The sequence below is a fragment of the Kibdelosporangium aridum genome, from assembly GCF_900176515.1.
Classification (GTDB): Bacteria; Actinomycetota; Actinomycetes; order Mycobacteriales; family Pseudonocardiaceae; genus Kibdelosporangium; species Kibdelosporangium aridum.
Genome location: NZ_FWXV01000010.1, coordinates 137,919 through 154,053, shown reverse-complemented (window position 1 = coordinate 154,053; position 16,135 = coordinate 137,919). Strand labels below are relative to the sequence as shown.

Sequence of the window (16,135 nt, the reverse complement as noted above, 5' to 3'; positions counted from 1 at the left end):
GTGGCCAGGTACGACTCGCTGCTTGACGCGCTCGGCGACACCCCGTTGGTCGGTCTGCCACGGTTGTCGCCGGGCAACGGCGTAAGGCTGTGGGCCAAGCTGGAGGACCGCAACCCGACGGGATCGGTCAAGGACCGGCCTGCGCTGAAGATGATCGAGGCGGCCGAAAAAGACGGCCGTCTCACCCCGGGCTGCACCATCCTCGAACCGACCTCCGGCAACACCGGTATCGCGTTGGCCATGGCGGCCAAACTGAAGGGCTACGGCCTGGTCTGCGTGATGCCGGAGAACACCTCCGAGGAGCGCCGTCAGCTGCTGCAGGCGTACGGCGCCCGGATCGTGTTCTCGCCCGCGGCCGGCGGGTCGAACCAGGCGGTGGCCACGGCCAAGGAACTGGCCAAGCAGAACACCGACTGGGTGATGCTTTACCAGTACGGCAACGAGGACAACGTCCGCGCCCACTACGAGGGCACCGGCCCGGAGATCCTGCGCGACCTCCCGTCCGTGACACACTTCGTCGCGGGCCTCGGCACAACCGGGACCCTGGTCGGCGTCGGCCGCTACTTTCGCGAGCACAAGCCCGGCGTCCAGATCATCGCCGCCGAGCCACGGTACGGCGAGCTGGTCTACGGCCTGCGCAACCTCGACGAGGGCTTCGTGCCCGAGCTGTACGACCCGTCGGTGCTGACTGGCCGCTACTCCGTCGGCTCGTATGACGCGCTGCGGCGAACCCGTCAGCTCCTGGAGACCGAGGGCATCTTCGCCGGCGTGTCGACGGGCGCGATCCTGCACGCCGCACTCGCCGCGGCCGAGAAAGCCGCGAAAGCGGGCGAGACGGCCGACGTGGTCTTCATCGTCGCCGACGGCGGCTGGAAGTACCTGTCCACCGGTGCCTACAGCGGCTCGCTCGACGAGGCCGCCGAACGTCTCGACGGCCACCTCTGGGCCTAGTGGCGTACTTCCTGAGCCAGGCCTGTCACCCTGCGAAAGCAGTGGACGGCAGGCCTGATCCGGCGTTCGGGATCACGAACACCGACCCGGACAGCGGCTCACGCTTGAGGTCGGTCTCGGTCATCCCGACGCGCGCCGTCGTGATGTAGAGATCCGTCAGACCATCACCGCCGAAGCAGCACGCCGTCGTGTTGCGCGCGGGCACGATGACGGTGCTGAGCAACTTGCCGTCGGGCGTATAGCGGCGCACCTGACCGTCGCCCCACAACGCGACCCATACGCACCCATCGGCGTCCACACACAGACCGTCAGGGGAGCCGTCGACATCAGCGAACGGGCGCCGCGATGAGACCGTCCCGGAGTCGACGTCGTAGTCGAACACCTCGATCAGTCCAGTTGGCGTGTCCGCGTAGTACATCCGGGTGTTGTCCGGGCTCCAGCCGATGCCGTTGCTGATGGACACTTTCTCGAGCACTGTGCTCGCCTTGCCGTTCGGCTCGACCCGCGCCAGCCACCCGCCACCCTCAGCGGTGTCGTACCGCATGGTGCCCGCCCACAGCCGCCCCGCCGCGTCGACACCGGCGTCATTGCCGCGCACGCCGTCCCTGGCCCAATAGACGAGCCACCGCTGTTCACCTGCGGAATCGACGATCGCGATCCCGTCACGGAGGTTCAGCACCAGCCCGCCGCCCGCGCGCGGCTTGGCGGCGCCGACGTCCATCGGCGCGGTCATGGTCTCGTTCACGCCCGTCGACGGGCTCCACCGGTGGATCTCCGGAGCGAGGATGTCGACCCACAGCAGCGTTGACGTCCTGGCATCCCAGGTCGGCCCTTCGCCGAGCGTTGCCTCGGCGCGCACCGCGATCTCGAAACGATCAGTCACGAACCGAGATACTGTCATTTCATGGAGCCCAGTGGATTCCCGCGGCCGGATGAGCCACGGGGTCACAATCCGCGACCACCCAAACCGCCTGTCCCACCGGCGAAGCGGATCATCCCGCCGCACCCGCTGCAGGCGCTGATCGTGGTCGCGGGTTTCGTCGCGCTGCTGTGGGCGATCGAAGGCATCGACACGGTCCTCGGCGGCAGGCTGGACCTGCACGGCATCTGGCCACGTGAGATCGACGAGTGGGACGGCATCATCTGGGCCCCGCTGCTGCACAGCGGCTGGGACCACCTGATCGCCAACTCGGTCCCGTTCCTGGTTCTCGGCATCCTCACCACGGCCGGCGGAATGGGCCAGTTCATCGGCGTCACCGCGATCATCTGGCTGTTCAGCGGCGTCGGCACGTTCCTGATCGGCGCGCCGGGCATCCACATCGGCGCGTCCGGCGTCGTGTTCGGATTCCTGACTTTCGTGCTGGTACGTGGGTTGTTCGTGCGCAGCCTCCCGCAGATCTTGATCGCTGTCGTGGTCTTCGCGATCTACGGCTCGGTGCTGTGGGGCGTCCTGCCGAACCAGCCGGGCATCTCATGGGAAGGGCACCTCTGCGGCGCCGTCGGCGGCGTCGTCGCGGCCTGGCTGGTCGGCCGGTCGCTCAAACAAGCCAGCAGGCCGCAGCCGGGTTTTCCTGGGTGAAATCCAGGGTTTCACCTGATCCCGGGCCCACATCGGGCGACGTAGCCTCGAAGTGTGACCACTTTGCCTGCTGTGCCCGCCGCCCCCGGCCCGGTGAACCGGGTCGTGCCGCCCAACCCGAAACAGGCGGTGCTGGTGGTCCTCGGCTTCACCGTGTTGATGTACCTGGTCGAACTGGTCGACCTGATCCTGCCGATGGACCTGGACCGCTGGGGGATCGTCGCCAGGTCATGGTCCGGGCTCGACGGCGTGATCTGGGCGCCGTTGCTGCACTCCGGCTGGAGCCACCTGTTCAGCAACACGCTTCCGGTGCTGGTGTTCGGTTTCCTCGCGATGGCCGGTGGATTGGGCCAGTGGATCGCGGTGACCGTGACCATCTGGCTGGTCAGCGGATTGGGTGTCTGGCTGACCGCACCCTCTGACGTGGTCACGGTCGGCGCCTCCGGCATCGCGTTCGGCTGGCTGGCCTTCCTGTTGGTGCGCGGCATCTTCAACCGCAGCCTCAAACAGCTCGCGGTGGCCCTCGCGTTGTTCCTGTACTGGGGAAGTACGCTGCTGGGCGTGCTTCCTGGTAACCCGCAGATCTCCTGGCAGGGCCACCTCTTCGGGGCGCTGGCCGGTGTGCTGACCGCATGGCTCACTTCTCGCGCCAGCCGCGGCAAGGGCAAGGTCGAGCAGGCCGGTCCCGCGGTCCCGGAGCTGCCGGCTTGATCTCCGCGGACGCACCGATCGGGATCTTCGACTCCGGCGTCGGAGGGCTCACGGTCGCCCGCGCGATCCGTGACCAGTTGCCGGCCGAGCGACTGCGCTACATCGGCGACACGGAATTCTCGCCGTACGGGCCCAAACCGATCGCGGAAGTACGGGCCCACGCCCTGTCGATCATGGACAACCTCGTCGACAGCGGTGTGAAGCTCCTGGTGATCGCCTGCAACACCGCCTCGTCGGCGTGCCTGCGGGATGCCCGCGAGCGCTACTCCGTCCCGGTTGTCGAGGTCGTCCTGCCCGCCGTGCGGCGTGCGGTCGCGACCACGCGAACGGGCCGGGTCGGCGTGATCGGCACCATCGGCACGATCCGGTCGGAGGCATATCAGGACGCGTTCGCCGCAGTGAAGGACGTGACCGTGACGGCCGCGCCGTGCCCGAGGTTCGCGGAGTTCGTCGAACACGGGGTCACCTCCGGGCGCCAGGTGCTGGGTCTGGCCCAGAGCTACCTGGAGCCGCTGCAGCGCGCCGACGTCGACACGATGATCCTCGGGTGCACGCACTACCCGTTGCTGACCGGCGTGTTGCAGATTGTGATGGGCGACGGGGTCACGCAGGTGTCGTGCGCGGAGGAGACCGCCAAGGACGTGGTCCGGGTGCTGACCGAACGGGACTTGCTGCGGGAATCCGCTGATGAGGAGCCTAGGCACGAATTTCTGGCCACCGGGCCAGTCGCCCCGTTCCACCGGCTGTCACGCCGTTTCCTTGGCCTGGAAGTGAGCACAGTTAGGCCGATGGTGCGAAATTGACCCGTTGTTGGCACGCCCGTATGTAACGCTATGCACCGTGTTGTTGACCGTGCTGGGCTGTTCGGGCAGCGTCCCCGGGCCGAACTCGCCTGCCTCGGGATATTTGGTCGAGGCTGACGATTTCCTGATGGCGATGGACCTCGGCAACGGCACATTGGCCGAGCTGCAGTGCTACTGCGACCCGTTCCTCCTCGGCGCGCTCGTGCTCTCGCACCTGCATCCCGACCACTGCGCGGACTTCACCGCGCTGACGGTCTTCCGGCGCTACCACCCCAAGCCCTCCAAGGATCCCAGGGCGCAGCGGTTGCCGGTCTACGCACCCACCGACGCCGCGGACAGGTTCGCCCGCGCGTACGCCCCGGACGCGAACGAACTGGCCACGACGGACCTCTCGGACGTCTTCGACTTCCGGGTGTTGGCCGAGGACACGGTCACGATCGGCCCGTTCGAGGTGACGGCGCGAAAAGTCGACCACCCCTGTGAGGCCTACGGTTTCCGCGTGTCGCACGGCGGGCGCAGCCTCGTATACACCGGCGACAGCGGGCCGTGTGACGCGCTCGCCGAGCTCGCCCAAGGCGCCGACGTCCTGCTTGCCGAGGCGTCGTGGACGCATGAACCGGGTCGCCCGCCGAACCTGCATCTGTCCGGCAGGCAAGCAGGGGAGTTGGCCAGCCGGGCCGGCGTACGGCGCCTGCTGATCACCCACGTGCCGCCGTGGACCGACCGCGAGGCCGTGCTGGCGGAGGCCCGTCAGGCCTACCGCGGCCAGTCCCAGTTGGTCGAGCTCGGGGACACGTACACGGTCTGAAGGCCATCTCGTAGGGTGGCCGGGTGGCGCGAAGTGACGGCAGAAACGATGACGAACTGAGGGAAGTCCGGATCACCCGAGGCTTCCAGAAGTGGCCAGCCGGATCGGTCATGATCGAGTTCGGCAACACCAAGGTCTTGTGCGCGGCCAGCGTCACCGAGGGCGTGCCGCGCTGGCGGGTCGGCTCCGGCCTCGGCTGGGTGACCGCCGAATACGCGATGCTCCCGTCGGCGACCAACACGCGCGGCGACCGTGAGTCGGTCAAGGGCCGCGTCGGCGGCCGGACCCACGAGATCAGCAGGCTGATCGGCCGGTCGTTGCGGGCGTGCATCGACCTGTCCGCGCTCGGCGAGAACACCATCATGATCGACTGCGACGTGATCCAGGCCGACGGCGGAACCCGGACGGCCGCGATCACCGGCGCGTACGTCGCCCTGTCCGACGCGATCACGTGGCTCGCGGCGGCCGACCGGCTCGCCGACCCCAAGCCGCTGTCGTGCGCGATCGCCGCGGTGAGCGTGGGTGTGGTCAACGGCCGCGTCCGGTTGGACCTGCCGTACGAGGAGGACTCGATCGCCGAGGTCGACATGAACGTCGTGGCGACCGACACGGGCACCCTGGTCGAGGTGCAGGGCACCGGCGAGGGCGCCACGTTCGCCCGCTCGACCCTGGACCAAATGCTCGACCTTGCACTGGCGGGCACCGAGAAGCTCTGCACGCTGCAGGCCGAGGCGCTCGCCCTGCCGTATCCCGGTGATCTGCCCGAGCCCGCGCCGCGCAAGAAGAAGGCGAAGTCGTGACGCGTCTGCTGCTGGCCACCCGCAACGCGAAGAAGCTGGTGGAGATGCGCCGGATCCTGGAATCGGCCGGTATTTCGGGCATCGAGGTGATCAGCCTCAACGACGTGCCCGAGTACCCCGAAGCGCCGGAGACGGGCGCGACATTCGAGGAGAACGCGCACGCGAAGGCGGTCGACGCGGTCAAAGCGACTGGTCTGCCCGCGGTGGCCGACGATTCGGGCCTTGAGGTCGACGCGCTCAACGGCATGCCCGGCGTGTTGTCCGCACGGTGGGCAGGCTCCCACGGCAACGACGATGCCAACCTCAACCTCGTGCTCAACCAGCTCGGTGACGTCCCGGACGAGCGCAGGGGAGCGGCCTTCGTGTGCGCCGTCGCGCTCGTCGTGCCGGGCCAGGAGGACGTGGTGGTCCGGGGTGTGTGGCCGGGCCGGATCATCCGTGAGGCGCGGGGCACGAACGGCTTCGGCTACGACCCGATCTTCGTACCGGAGGGCGAGACCCGGTCTTCGGCCGAGCTCGAATCGGCCGAGAAGGACCTCGTCTCACACCGCGGTCGCGCCTTGAACCTGCTGCTCCCGCACCTGCGGGCACTGAGTTCGTGAGCATCCGGTTGTGAAGCCTGGCTTCACAACCGGCCTATTCAGCGAAAGCTGACATGAACATCGGGACCAGCGCGTCCTGCAGGTCCTCGCGGGATCTGACCGGTCCCGTGCCCACGACCTGGTCGAAAAGCAGGCCGTCGATCTGCGCCACCAGGTTGGCGGCCCGGCGGCGGTGGTCCGGCACGTTCATTGCGATCAGCAACTCCTCGGCCATCGACCGGAACTGGCCCTCGAGCCGTCGCATGGTGGCCTGCAAATGCGGCCGCCTGGTCGACTCCATCGTCAGTTCGAACCGGGCGAGCATCCGGTCGCGTCCGGCGGTGGACCACTGCGCGATCAGGCCCGCGACCGCCCCGATGTCCTGCACGTCCACGGCCGCGATCTCCGCGGTGCTCAGCTCGGCGAGGTGGTCGAGCACGCCGGCCAGGAGCGCTTCCCTGGTGCGGAAGTAGTACGACGTCGAGCCCTCCGCCACACCGGCCGCGCGATCGACGGCGCGGTGCGTGAGCCCGCGCATGCCTTCGCGGGCAAGTGTGACGATCGCTGCGTCCATCAGTTCAACTCGACGGTCGGGCACTCTACAAGTGTAGAGTCCTCTACAGGTGTAGAGGAGGGAAGCCGTGCCGAATGCGGTGATCGCGGGTGGCGGAATCGGCGGCCTCGCGGCCGCCATCGCGCTGTCTCACGCCGGGTGGGACGTCGAGGTGTTCGAGCAGGCGCCGGAACTCACTGAGGTCGGCGCCGGGCTGACGTTGTGGCCGAACGCGTTGCGCGCCCTCGACTACCTCGGACTGGGCGACCAGGTCCGCGACATCGGAGTGCTCGCCGGAAGCGGCGGGATCATGGACTCCCGGGGCAGGTGGCTGTTCCACACGCCCATGGCCGAACTGGAGCGCCTGAACGGTCCCGCCGTCGCGCTGCATCGAGCGGACCTGCATGCGGCCCTGGTCGAAGCGGTCCCGCAAGGGGCCCTGACGACAGGCACGAAGATCACTGGCGCCCGGATTGACGGACGGGAAGTGGTCGTGACGCACAGCCAGGGCGAGACACGGGCCGACTTGCTGGTCGGCGCCGACGGCCTGCGCAGCGTCGTCCGGGCTCGGTTCTGGCCCGGCACCGATCCGGTCTACTTCGGCGCCACGGCTTGGCGCACTGTCGTGGACCGGCCAGGCAAGCGGCTGGACGTGGCGGGCGAATTCTTCGGCCTTGGCGAGGAGTTCGGCATCGTGCCGCTGCCCAAGGACCAGGTGTACTTCTTCGCGGGCGCGGTCGTCCCGGCCGGGCAGACGAGCCACGACGGGGAACTGGCCGAAATGCGCCGCCGGTTCGGTGCGTGGGCCGATCCGATCCCGCAACTGCTCAGTGAGGCGTCGCCGGACAAGATCCTCCGGCACGACCTGTCATACGTGCCCAAGCTCAAGTCCTATGTGCACGGACCCGTCGTGCTGATTGGCGACGCGGCGCACGCGATGACGCCGAACACGGGGCAGGGCGCGTGCCAGGCCTTGGAGGACGCCGTCACGCTCGGCGCAATTCTGCAAGGTAGGGGTGACCTGGCGCAGTATGACGACCACCGGCTGCGCCGGACCCAGTCGATCGCCCGGATGTCCAGGCAAGCGGGCCGGGTCGGCCTGACGACCTCGCCCGTCCTCGCTGCCGCGCGCAACACCATGATGAAACTGGTGCCGAACGCGGTGTTGGTGCGGTCGTTTAGCCAAATGCACAACTGGTCACCACCTTGTACAACGTGACTGACCTGGTCTTATGGCTCCAATAACGGGGCGACGGCCTGGGCAGCCTCGGTGGCCGACTTGGCCGCGGCCTCGTAGGTCTGCGGCTTGGGATGCTCGGTCAGCAAGATCACTGTGTACCGCCACGTGCCCCTTCGGCCTTGGGGATCGACAAGGCCGGTGCTGTGCACGGACACCGCTTGGCTGTTGTCGGTCCACGCCTGCTTGATGGCCCAGTGCTTGTTGACCGCGGACGGGATGCCGAAGTGTTGAAAGAAGTCGTCGGACCCGAACTTCGCCGCGTTGCCCATCGCGGCGAGCATGTCCATGCGGATTGTCGCGGGCGCTTCGTCGACGATGTAGTCGTAGATCCGGACCAGGTCGTGCGCGGTGATCAGGGTGTCGCCCCACTGTCCGGGTCTCGTCTTGGGCGGTTCAGTCCCTGTGAGTCCCATCGCCTTGGTCATCCGGCCGATGATCGCCCGGCCGCCGCCCCCGTCCATCCAGAGCTGGTTGCAGATGTGGTCGTCGCTGAGCCGGATCATCGTGTTGATCTGCCTGCGCAGCTGCGGGTCGTCCGGGTGGTACAGGAAGGCGTCCACCGCGACCAGCAGTTTGACCAGCGACCCCGCGTAGAACTGCCGATCGGCGTTCTGGGAGACCAGCTCGGTGCCGCTGTCCCGGTCGACAACGACAGCGGCCGCTGTCGCGTTGCGCGACGTCTGTCTGACAACCTGTTGGACGTTCACCGATATGCCGAGCGCGCCGGGTGAACGCTTGGTCGGTGCCGGGTCACCGGGCGCCGCGGCCGGCGGATTGGCCCATTCCGACGGGGCCTGCGACACCTCGCCGCCCGACCCCGTTTGCAGCGGCAGTTCCTGTAAAGGTTCGGGGCCTGCCTTGGTTGCCGCACAACCGATGAGCCCCAACGTGGCCGCCGCCGTCACCGCGGCAGCCACGATCGTCCACTGTGTCCTCCTCATGCCCCGGAAACGCCCAAGGCACAACAGCAGGTTGACTGCCCGAAGGCTCAACCTTTACGCAGGTCAGCGCGTTAACGCACGGACTGGCCGCAAGGTTGAGCCAGGTGGTTGAAATTCCTAAACACCGAGGTCGCGGCGCAATTTTGCGACATGTCCCGTCGCCTTGACGTTGTACGCGGCCTTCGAAATTTTTCCGTCACCGTCGACGATGAAGGTGGACCGGATCACGCCCATCACGGTCCGGCCGTAGTTCTGCTTCTCGCCGAACGTGGCCCACTTGGTCATCACCGCGCGGTCCTCGTCGGACAGCAGTGGGAAGGTCAGGCCTTCCGCCTCGACGAACTTCGCGAGCTTGGCCGGGCTGTCCGGGGAGATCCCGATGACGTCGAACCCGGCGTCGTTGAGCTCGGCCAGGTTGTCCCGGAAGTCGCACGCCTGCTTGGTGCAGCCCGGTGTGCCCGCGGCGGGGTAGAAGTAGACGACCACCGACCGGCCGCGGTAGTCCGAAAGCGACACCGGCTTGCCGGTGCTGTCGGGAAGGGTGAAATCAGGTGCCGGATCGCCGACGGCCAGCCGCTTCTGCTCACTCATAGCCGCAGAACCTACCCGGCTCAGACGGTGCCTTCGAACTCGGCGCGGTCACCGGCTGTGGCGATGTCCGGCTGGACGATGACCCGCAGGTCCGTCGCTTCGGCGGGCACGGCGAACGCGAACGTCAGCCGCACGCTCTTGCCCGGCGACACCTCGATGTCGGCACCGACGTTGCCGTCGTAACCCTGGGCCTTGTCCACGACCGGGACCACCGCGTTGCCGTCGGGGTCGGTCGCCCTGACCACCAGTTGGGTCGGCCGGTACGACCGCGTGCCCTGGTTCTCGACTGCGACCTCGAACGCCACCGCGCGCGGCACCCGGGGATACGCGGTTTCGCCTGGTACGAACGCTTTCGGCGCTAGCACAGTGACCATAAGGGACTCGCCGGCGGCCCGGCGCTCGCCGAATTTGGCAGGCCGGTCGGCGATGGCGACGGGCGGCGCGACCGCCCGGGGTGGCGCGGCGGCGGGGGAGACCCCTGTCGCGGCCGCGCTGGTCATCACACCCGCGTCGCACCCGGTCACCAACGCGCCAAGTACGCATGCGGCGACCGCCAGTCGGACGGGTCTCACGGGTTCCTGCTTTCAGCCTGCGGGGAGAGGAGGTGTGACTCCCACAGAGTGGGGCCTGTCGCGCTAAATACCCACAGTGAGGCATGCGTCGAGTCGGAGCTGGTGTCGTGATGTGGCCAAGCCGTAACCGAAGACGCACCTGGAGTGACCATCGCCACCCCACAGGTGCGGTCAGGCGGCCATCGCGAAGAAGACGACGAAGAGCCCGACGGTGACCAGCCACGAGGCGATCAACCAGCCGAAATCGCGCCACGGCGAGACGGGATGGCTGTCCTCACCTGGGACGTAGACGCCACGGGCCTCGAACCAGTCGACCACGCGAAGCGCTCGCCGCAGCGGCTCGAGTCCCCGCATGGATCCGCCCTTCCGTTCACCGACCTTTCGACATGGTGTCAGTTCGTCCGGAATGGTCAAGCCACTGGGTGGAGCATCACCGGGTCAGGCAGGTGGGGTGAAGCCGGTGATCCAACCGGGGTCGGCCGACTCCCCGCACATCGGGCACGGCCGTTCGACCATCACACCCGGCGCGATCTCGTGGTAGATCGATCCTTGGCCGGGCACGGTCATCGGCCGCAGCACGGCCATGTCGTCCTCGTCCTCAAGGCGGATGTGGGTGACCTGGCGGCAGCCGTGGCAGACCGAGCGCTGTGGCAGTGACCCAGGCGTCGACATGTTTCCAACGTACCGGTGGCTACCAGACGTCGCCGGGTCGCCAGTCGCACACGATCTCGCCGGACAGGTCCAACGCGACGGCCACCGGCAGGACGTAAATGCTGCCGTCGTCGTCCTCGGTGCGTTCGACTCCACCAGGCGCGAGCACCGAGGACGGCCCCTTCCACAATTGCCACCCACGCGCTTCGTAAAGCCCCTGGCCTTCTTCGCTGGCGCTCAGCGCGCCGAGGTCGTAACCGCCTCTGACGATGCGTTCGAGCGCCGCCATGATCGCTCCGCCGTGGCCCTTGCGCTGATGGTCCGGATGGACGGCCATCGCCTCCACGTAGCCGGCCCGCAGCGGGCGTCCGTCGATGATCAGCCGTCGCTGCCCGACGGCGCCGTGCGCGATCAGATTCGGGCCGTCCCACAGCAGTGCGTGCATGCCGCCGAGGGCGTGGTCCCAGTCATCGTCGGAGAACTCGTCGTCGAAGGCGACCGACATCAGGTCTCGTGCCGTGGCCAGGGCGGCGGTCTCGAGGTCGGCCGTGTGCGCCATCTGCAGGTGTGTCACGGGCTCATTGTGGTGGCGCGGAAAGTCGGCCACCTCTGATTTTCGGCCAGCCGAGCAGCCCGAACGACTCGTTGGCGCGGTACGCGCGGATGCCCGCGGCCGGGTACTCGATCATGTCGGCCGGCAGGTCGTCCGGATCGAACCAGCCGAGTTCGGAGCACTTCCGCGGCTCGCGGTTGACCGGTTCGCCGGCCCACCGCAGCGTCTCGAAGAACAGCCCGACGCGTGGCTCGATTCCGTAGCCAGTGGCGTGCGACGTGTGCACGTGAGTCAGGTCGCCGGGCTCGATCCGGACGCCGATCTCCTCCTCGGCCTCCCGCACGGCGGCGTCGAGCAGGGACTCGCCCGCGTCGAGTTTCCCGGACGGCAGGTGCCACAGGCCGTCGAACTGGGGCAGTGGGTCCCGGCGGCGGCTGAGCAGCAGTTCGCCGTCCCGGATCAGGAGCAGGTGTACATCCACGATGTGCCGGTCCGTCATCGATCCCGGATTCTACGGCCGACCTTGCCGTACATCATACGGTACACTGTACGGTAAGAGTGGAAAGGCAGGGGTATGACCGAACTTCCAGAGGCCGTCGCCGCCAGCAGCGGGTTCCAGCCGTCGGCCGAGGACATCGCCAGCGTCGAGGCCTGGTTCGCCGAGTACGACGCGCACGCCGTCAACGCGGACGTCGAGCGTATGGCGGACATGGCGATGTTCCCGCTCAACGTCGTCAGCGACAGCGACGAATCGGGTAACGGCGGTGCGGCTCAGCAGACGCGCCAGCAGTTCGTCGAAGGCATGTCACAGGTCATGGGGGATCCCGGTGAGCTGAAGATGGAGTCACGCCGCACGCCGATCTTCCTGACCAAGCAGCTCGTGCTGGTGATCAGCGACGCGACGTTCACGACTTCGGCAGGCGGTCAGCAGGCCCGGTACGCCGACCTGCTGGTCAAGCGGGACGGCAAGTGGTTCTTCCAGACTATGGTCCAGGGCGGCTGGGGTGATCAGCTGAGCGGTTGACGAACACCTCGATCCCGTCGAGCAGCCTGCTCAAGCCGAACTCGAAGGCGAAGCCGGGATCGATCGTGCCGTCGAAGGCGGCACCCGCGGCCGAACCGACCGCGGTGGCGAGCGGGTACTTCGCCGCGTCGCCGATCTTGGCGAGGAACGGCTGGTGGGCCATCCACCAGTCGTTGTCCGTCATTCCCGTCTGCCGTTCGGCCTGGGACTTCTCCACGCTGACGCGGGCGGCGCCGTGCACGTACTGCAGGACGAGGCTGAGCACGGCGTCCATCTCGATCTCGGCCAACCCGGCATCGGCGACGGCCCGCAGTTCGTAGTCGTACTTGGCGATCAGGTTCGGCCCGAGCGGCGGGCGCGTCGTGGCGACGTGCAGCAGCCAGGGGTGGCGCGAATAAAGGGCCAGGTTCGCCCGGGCGACCTGGTCAAGGCGTTCGCGCCACGGCCTGCCGTCCATGTCGGGCCGTTCGGTCTCGCCGTAGACGGTGTCGAGCATGAGGTCCAGCAGCTCGCCCTTGCCGGGCACATGGGTGTAGAGCGACATGGTGCCGACACCGAGCTGGTCCGCGACCCGGCGCATCGACAGGGCCACGAGGCCTTCCCCGTCGGCCACGTCGATCGCGGCCCGCACGATCCGGGCGACGGTCAGCGCGGGTTTGGCGCCGCGGCTGGGCCGCTCGGCCGTCCGCCACATCAATGCCAGGCTTCGTGCGGGATCCCCGGAACCGCTGTACTCGACCACGGTCGTCACCGTACAGCGCACGACAAGCAATTCAGGGTGGGTGATGGGGATTTCCGACTGTCAACAATGGACAGCGGACTCGGCGGAAGACGAATCAATTCGCCGGTGCGTCGGCGGGGCCGGCGTCGCGCAAGATGTACGCCATGTCCATTTCGGTGCCGGAGATCTTGCCGTCGGTCATCAGAATGGCCCGCTTGCCGAGGCCCGCGGCCTCGAGGCGCAGGCCGACCTCGTAGGCAAGGCTGGCGTATTGCCGGTTGGTGAAATCACCGAGTACTCGGATAGTCAGGTCTCGATAGTTCATGCGTTGACCCTGGCGCGCCCGGCCGTGTCGCACAAGTCGCCCGATGGTGCGGGTTTTGCTGCGACGTAACCGAATACGGAGTGTCCAAAAGAGAATTAAAGATCACGAATATGTCGGGCTCGAGTCCGAACGGGACCATGGTGTCGGCTGCAACGGAAATGCAATGCCTTTATGCAGACTGAGCACTGCTCACCACGGTTGTCGCAGCGGCTGCCGCTGTTCGTTGGATCTCTGAGGAGTCGCATCCCGATGTATGTCAAGCACCGTCCTGTCTTGTCCCACGTTCGTGTGATCGCTCCACTCTTGGTCGCAGTTTTGGGCCTGTCGGCCTGTAACTCGTCCACGAGCGGCGCGCCCGCCTCCGGCTCAGGTGCTGGCTCAACCGGCGCCGCTCAGGAGGCCAAAAAGGACAAGGTGCTGTTCGAGAGCGACTTCGAGGGCGTGTGCTCGGGCGCGCCGCAGGCCGCCGCGGCGGCGTACGACAAGTCGCAGGCTGGGATCCACCCGGCGCTGGGCTTCTATTCGCCGTCGAGTGCGGTGGACACGAAGATGATCGCGATGCAGATCCCTGACGGCTTCACTCGCGAGTGGACCGACGGCAAGAACACCCTGGCCGAGGTGCAACTGGTGGTGTGTGCCAAGCGGGTCAAAGACTCGGTGGTCAAGAAATGCGACGGCTACCAGCGCGACGGCAAGGACAGCGGCCAGGTGGTCACCCTCCACAACGCCACCTACGAGGTGAAGCTGTACGCCGCCAAGACCGGCCAGGAGGTCGCGGCCAAGACCATCGACCTCAAGGCCGACGAATGCCCGCGATACGTCCTCGGCGACCAGACCGACGAATTCCCCGACATCAAGGACGACGCCCTGGCCTTCATCCAGCCCCACATAAAGACCGGCTGACCACCCCTGGCCATTTCCCCGAGCCACCCCCGCCACCGGTAGCCCGGCCACACGCTGGCGGACCGAATCTCAGCCAAGCCCTGCTAGTCCAAGCCCAACGTAACAACGCTGGTTCAGCAGGAGCTCGCACCGTGGGGTCTGGGGGCTCGGCCCCCAGAAGAAACCGCGGCTACGCGGCCCACGCTGGAGGCGTCGCACAGCGCGACGCCGCGTAGGGCCGGGGGGACTTGAACCCCCACTTGCACGGACCTAAACCGTGTGCCTCTGCCAATTGGGCTACGGCCCCTCAAGCGACTTCGGGGCCATAGCCTAGTGGTCTGCGACCCGCCGTGATCCCGGGGCCGCATGAGTGCGCCGGGTGATCTACCGTGGTGCGCCGAGAGCCAGGCAGCTTTGGAGGACTTGTGGCCCGCGACCCAGACACCATCCAGCGCGACATCGAGCAGGCTCGTGACGCGCTGGCGTCCACGCTTGACCAGCTGAGTGAGAAGGCCGACCCGAAGAAGCTGGTCGACGACGCGACGTCGAGCGTGAAGTCGAAGTTCGACGATCCTCGGGTGAAGGCCGCTCTGATCGGTGTGGGTGTGCTGGTCGCGGTGCTTGTCGTGCGGAGGCTGTTCCGCTGAGCCACCCTGGGGGCTACGAGCTGGTGGCGGCTTGCGCCGGCTCGTCCTCCGTGGGTTTCGCGGTCTTCGGCGGTTCGGTTTCCGCGGCTGGTTCTTCGGTGGCTGGTGGTTTTTCTTCGGTCGCCGGGGCCGGTTCTTCCGGCTTGGCCAGGCGCGCGTTGAGGTAGGCCGTGGTGAATTCCAACGCGTCGCCGTCGAGCCGGTGTACGACCGTGCGGTTCTTCTCGTTGCCCGCGAGTTCTTCGACCAGCTGGTCGGCTCTGTCTCTTGCCGCGATCAGGCCTGGCGCGGTGGCGGTGAGGGTTTTTCCTCTCCCGACGATCGTGATGGTCCAGTCGTCGCCGTCTGGCACGTAGTTCGCCTCGATCGGTTCCATCATGGGCCGGCCCCTCTCGCCGCGGCTGGATCGTCGAGCTTGCTCGTCACCATTAGACGTCTTACGAGCCTATCCCGACAGTTCAGTCGCGGGTGATCGATCCAGAGTGTTAGTGGTCGCTCTGGTTTGCTACTGACGGTGGTCGTGCTGGCGCTCCAGCTCGCCTTTAAGGCCGAACCACGTCATCCGCATGATGTGTTCGGCGGCTTGTTCGGGTGTCACATCGTCATGCCGCACGTACCAGACCGACAGTCGCTCGCACGCGCCGACGAGGATCTCCGCGGCCGCTTCGAGTGACCGTTGGTCCGTCTCGGGCATGTATGCCGAGAACAACGCTATGTGCAGCTGGATCTGTTCTTGGCGGGCTGTCTCGATTTCAGCCACGGCCGCCGCGCCGACCACGGCTGTCTCGGTGCGCAGCAGCAGCTCCCAGGACCTGCGGTGGTCGTCGGTGAAGCGGAAGAAGGTCTGCAGGCCCTTGCGGAGGGCCTCTTCGGGTGAGGCCGCGCCGATGACCGACTGCGCGGTCCGTTCTCGCAGCTCGGTGCGCACTTGCCGGATGCAGGCCACGAGCAGGCCTTCTTTGGAGCCGAAGTACTCGTAGATCATCGGCTTGGACACGCCGACGCGGTCGGCGATCTCGTCCATCGAGGTCGCCGCGTACCCCCGTTCGGAGAAGACCGCTTCAGCGATCGTCATCATCTGCCGCTCCCGGTCTGCTCGTGGCATCCGGCGTCGGCGTTCGGTCTTGGTCTCCGCACTCGTCACGTCTTAACTCTACCGTTCCCTACTAGAAGTAACCTACTATCGGTAACATCGGTGGCTC

At 67.2% G+C, this 16,135-nt stretch carries 24 protein-coding genes and 1 tRNA gene; 11 read left to right on the top strand and 14 right to left on the bottom strand.

The annotated features are described in order from the left end of the window. Nucleotides 1-951 carry a PLP-dependent cysteine synthase family protein gene (locus B9C43_RS41405; protein WP_084432911.1) on the top strand — a complete coding sequence of 317 codons (951 nt, stop codon included), beginning with the start codon at nucleotides 1-3 and terminating at the stop codon, nucleotides 949-951. A gap of 25 nt (nucleotides 952-976) precedes the next feature. Here the strand turns inward: B9C43_RS41405 and B9C43_RS41400 are convergent, their stop codons facing one another. Next, nucleotides 977-1,834 carry an SMP-30/gluconolactonase/LRE family protein gene (locus B9C43_RS41400; protein ID WP_235039151.1) on the bottom strand — a complete coding sequence of 286 codons (858 nt, stop codon included), beginning with the start codon at nucleotides 1,832-1,834 and terminating at the stop codon, nucleotides 977-979. A gap of 21 nt (nucleotides 1,835-1,855) precedes the next feature. Between B9C43_RS41400 and B9C43_RS41395 the strand changes: the two genes are divergently transcribed. Genes B9C43_RS41395 through rdgB form a run of 6 tightly spaced genes read left to right on the top strand, consistent with a single transcriptional unit; the run spans nucleotide 1,856 to nucleotide 6,254 of the window. Further along, nucleotides 1,856-2,530, top strand: a complete 675-nt coding sequence (locus B9C43_RS41395) for a rhomboid family intramembrane serine protease (protein WP_084432909.1) — start codon at nucleotides 1,856-1,858, stop codon at nucleotides 2,528-2,530. A 54-nt stretch (nucleotides 2,531-2,584) separates the two neighbouring features. Then, complete coding sequence (locus B9C43_RS41390) at nucleotides 2,585-3,241, top strand: rhomboid family intramembrane serine protease (protein ID WP_084432908.1); 657 nt, start codon at nucleotides 2,585-2,587, stop codon at nucleotides 3,239-3,241. Beyond that, complete coding sequence (murI, locus tag B9C43_RS41385) at nucleotides 3,238-4,044, top strand: glutamate racemase (RefSeq protein ID WP_235039150.1); 807 nt, start codon at nucleotides 3,238-3,240, stop codon at nucleotides 4,042-4,044. Before B9C43_RS41390 ends, murI begins: the two co-directional genes overlap by 4 nt. A 37-nt stretch (nucleotides 4,045-4,081) precedes the next feature. Continuing rightward, nucleotides 4,082-4,852 (top strand): MBL fold metallo-hydrolase, encoded by a 771-nt coding sequence (locus B9C43_RS41380; protein ID WP_033389191.1) that lies wholly within the window; start codon nucleotides 4,082-4,084, stop codon nucleotides 4,850-4,852. Nucleotides 4,853-4,875: 23 nt separating this feature from the next. Next, nucleotides 4,876-5,652 (top strand): ribonuclease PH, encoded by a 777-nt coding sequence (gene rph / locus B9C43_RS41375; RefSeq protein WP_084432906.1) that lies wholly within the window; start codon nucleotides 4,876-4,878, stop codon nucleotides 5,650-5,652. Next, nucleotides 5,649-6,254: an RdgB/HAM1 family non-canonical purine NTP pyrophosphatase gene (gene rdgB / locus B9C43_RS41370; RefSeq protein WP_084432905.1), complete on the top strand. Its 606-nt coding sequence runs from the start codon at nucleotides 5,649-5,651 to the stop codon at nucleotides 6,252-6,254. Before rph ends, rdgB begins: the two co-directional genes overlap by 4 nt. Before the next feature lie 34 nt (nucleotides 6,255-6,288). Here the strand turns inward: rdgB and B9C43_RS41365 are convergent, their stop codons facing one another. Next, on the bottom strand, nucleotides 6,289-6,831 hold the full coding sequence (locus B9C43_RS41365; RefSeq protein WP_160097060.1) for a TetR/AcrR family transcriptional regulator: 543 nt from the start codon (nucleotides 6,829-6,831) through the stop codon (nucleotides 6,289-6,291). Between the two features lie 43 nt (nucleotides 6,832-6,874). On the opposite strand from B9C43_RS41365, the gene B9C43_RS41360 reads away from it, so the two are divergent. Then, nucleotides 6,875-8,005, top strand: a complete 1,131-nt coding sequence (locus tag B9C43_RS41360) for an FAD-dependent monooxygenase (RefSeq protein ID WP_084432904.1) — start codon at nucleotides 6,875-6,877, stop codon at nucleotides 8,003-8,005. Between the two features lie 11 nt (nucleotides 8,006-8,016). Here B9C43_RS41360 and B9C43_RS41355 read toward each other — a convergent pair whose 3' ends face one another. From B9C43_RS41355 to B9C43_RS41325, 7 genes are all read right to left on the bottom strand, one after another. Further along, nucleotides 8,017-8,967 carry a serine hydrolase gene (locus B9C43_RS41355; protein ID WP_143446960.1) on the bottom strand — a complete coding sequence of 317 codons (951 nt, stop codon included), beginning with the start codon at nucleotides 8,965-8,967 and terminating at the stop codon, nucleotides 8,017-8,019. Nucleotides 8,968-9,084: 117 nt separating this feature from the next. After that, nucleotides 9,085-9,558, bottom strand: a complete 474-nt coding sequence (gene bcp / locus B9C43_RS41350; protein WP_037252817.1) for a thioredoxin-dependent thiol peroxidase — start codon at nucleotides 9,556-9,558, stop codon at nucleotides 9,085-9,087. A 20-nt stretch (nucleotides 9,559-9,578) separates the two neighbouring features. After that, nucleotides 9,579-10,130 carry a hypothetical protein gene (locus tag B9C43_RS41345; protein WP_051896904.1) on the bottom strand — a complete coding sequence of 184 codons (552 nt, stop codon included), beginning with the start codon at nucleotides 10,128-10,130 and terminating at the stop codon, nucleotides 9,579-9,581. 171 nt (nucleotides 10,131-10,301) lie between these two features. Continuing rightward, the gene (locus B9C43_RS41340; RefSeq protein ID WP_084432902.1) at nucleotides 10,302-10,484 is read right to left on the bottom strand and encodes a hypothetical protein; all 183 of its coding nucleotides are present in this window, start codon (nucleotides 10,482-10,484) and stop codon (nucleotides 10,302-10,304) included. A gap of 84 nt (nucleotides 10,485-10,568) precedes the next feature. After that, nucleotides 10,569-10,802, bottom strand: a complete 234-nt coding sequence (locus B9C43_RS41335) for a hypothetical protein (RefSeq protein ID WP_084432901.1) — start codon at nucleotides 10,800-10,802, stop codon at nucleotides 10,569-10,571. A gap of 19 nt (nucleotides 10,803-10,821) precedes the next feature. Next, complete coding sequence (locus tag B9C43_RS41330) at nucleotides 10,822-11,340, bottom strand: GNAT family N-acetyltransferase (protein ID WP_143446993.1); 519 nt, start codon at nucleotides 11,338-11,340, stop codon at nucleotides 10,822-10,824. A 19-nt stretch (nucleotides 11,341-11,359) separates the two neighbouring features. Further along, the gene (locus B9C43_RS41325; protein WP_084432899.1) at nucleotides 11,360-11,833 is read right to left on the bottom strand and encodes an NUDIX hydrolase; all 474 of its coding nucleotides are present in this window, start codon (nucleotides 11,831-11,833) and stop codon (nucleotides 11,360-11,362) included. 75 nt (nucleotides 11,834-11,908) lie between these two features. Here B9C43_RS41325 and B9C43_RS41320 point away from each other — a divergent pair, with 75 nt between their 5' ends. Next, nucleotides 11,909-12,358, top strand: coding sequence for a hypothetical protein (locus B9C43_RS41320; RefSeq protein ID WP_084432898.1), 450 nt, complete (start codon nucleotides 11,909-11,911; stop codon nucleotides 12,356-12,358). Here B9C43_RS41320 and B9C43_RS41315 read toward each other — a convergent pair. Next, nucleotides 12,318-13,100, bottom strand: coding sequence for a TetR/AcrR family transcriptional regulator (locus tag B9C43_RS41315; RefSeq protein WP_235039149.1), 783 nt, complete (start codon nucleotides 13,098-13,100; stop codon nucleotides 12,318-12,320). The genes B9C43_RS41320 and B9C43_RS41315 overlap by 41 nt on opposite strands. A 94-nt stretch (nucleotides 13,101-13,194) precedes the next feature. After that, a complete protein-coding gene (locus B9C43_RS41310) occupies nucleotides 13,195-13,404 on the bottom strand; it encodes a hypothetical protein (RefSeq protein ID WP_084432897.1) in 210 nt (69 codons plus the stop codon). A gap of 315 nt (nucleotides 13,405-13,719) precedes the next feature. Here B9C43_RS41310 and B9C43_RS41305 point away from each other — a divergent pair, with 315 nt between their 5' ends. Then, a complete protein-coding gene (locus B9C43_RS41305) occupies nucleotides 13,720-14,307 on the top strand; it encodes a hypothetical protein (protein ID WP_143446959.1) in 588 nt (195 codons plus the stop codon). 212 nt (nucleotides 14,308-14,519) lie between these two features. Here the strand turns inward: B9C43_RS41305 and B9C43_RS41300 are convergent. Continuing rightward, a tRNA-Leu gene (locus B9C43_RS41300) sits at nucleotides 14,520-14,593 on the bottom strand. Nucleotides 14,594-14,711: 118 nt separating this feature from the next. Here B9C43_RS41300 and B9C43_RS41295 point away from each other — a divergent pair. Further along, nucleotides 14,712-14,933: a DUF3618 domain-containing protein gene (locus tag B9C43_RS41295; RefSeq protein WP_084432896.1), complete on the top strand. Its 222-nt coding sequence runs from the start codon at nucleotides 14,712-14,714 to the stop codon at nucleotides 14,931-14,933. 13 nt (nucleotides 14,934-14,946) lie between these two features. Here the strand turns inward: B9C43_RS41295 and B9C43_RS41290 are convergent, their stop codons facing one another. Next, nucleotides 14,947-15,312, bottom strand: coding sequence for a hypothetical protein (locus tag B9C43_RS41290; protein WP_033389209.1), 366 nt, complete (start codon nucleotides 15,310-15,312; stop codon nucleotides 14,947-14,949). Nucleotides 15,313-15,438: 126 nt separating this feature from the next. Then, on the bottom strand, nucleotides 15,439-16,077 hold the full coding sequence (locus B9C43_RS41285) for a TetR/AcrR family transcriptional regulator (RefSeq protein WP_327224509.1): 639 nt from the start codon (nucleotides 16,075-16,077) through the stop codon (nucleotides 15,439-15,441). Nucleotides 16,078-16,135 lie beyond the last annotated feature (58 nt).

What these genes read in the sequence shown, in the direction of transcription:
- B9C43_RS41395 (WP_084432909.1), top strand. Translation starts at nt 1,856, where the DNA reads ATGGAGCCCAGTGGATTCCCGCGGCCGGATGAGCCACGGGGTCACAAT.
- B9C43_RS41355 (WP_143446960.1), bottom strand. Translation starts at nt 8,967, where the DNA reads ATGAGGAGGACACAGTGGACGATCGTGGCTGCCGCGGTGACGGCGGCG.
- bcp (WP_037252817.1), bottom strand. Translation starts at nt 9,558, where the DNA reads ATGAGTGAGCAGAAGCGGCTGGCCGTCGGCGATCCGGCACCTGATTTC.
- B9C43_RS41340 (WP_084432902.1), bottom strand. Translation starts at nt 10,484, where the DNA reads ATGCGGGGACTCGAGCCGCTGCGGCGAGCGCTTCGCGTGGTCGACTGG.
- B9C43_RS41335 (WP_084432901.1), bottom strand. Translation starts at nt 10,802, where the DNA reads ATGTCGACGCCTGGGTCACTGCCACAGCGCTCGGTCTGCCACGGCTGC.
- B9C43_RS41330 (WP_143446993.1), bottom strand. Translation starts at nt 11,340, where the DNA reads ATGGCGCACACGGCCGACCTCGAGACCGCCGCCCTGGCCACGGCACGA.
- B9C43_RS41325 (WP_084432899.1), bottom strand. Translation starts at nt 11,833, where the DNA reads ATGACGGACCGGCACATCGTGGATGTACACCTGCTCCTGATCCGGGAC.
- B9C43_RS41320 (WP_084432898.1), top strand. Translation starts at nt 11,909, where the DNA reads ATGACCGAACTTCCAGAGGCCGTCGCCGCCAGCAGCGGGTTCCAGCCG.
- B9C43_RS41310 (WP_084432897.1), bottom strand. Translation starts at nt 13,404, where the DNA reads ATGAACTATCGAGACCTGACTATCCGAGTACTCGGTGATTTCACCAAC.
- B9C43_RS41290 (WP_033389209.1), bottom strand. Translation starts at nt 15,312, where the DNA reads ATGATGGAACCGATCGAGGCGAACTACGTGCCAGACGGCGACGACTGG.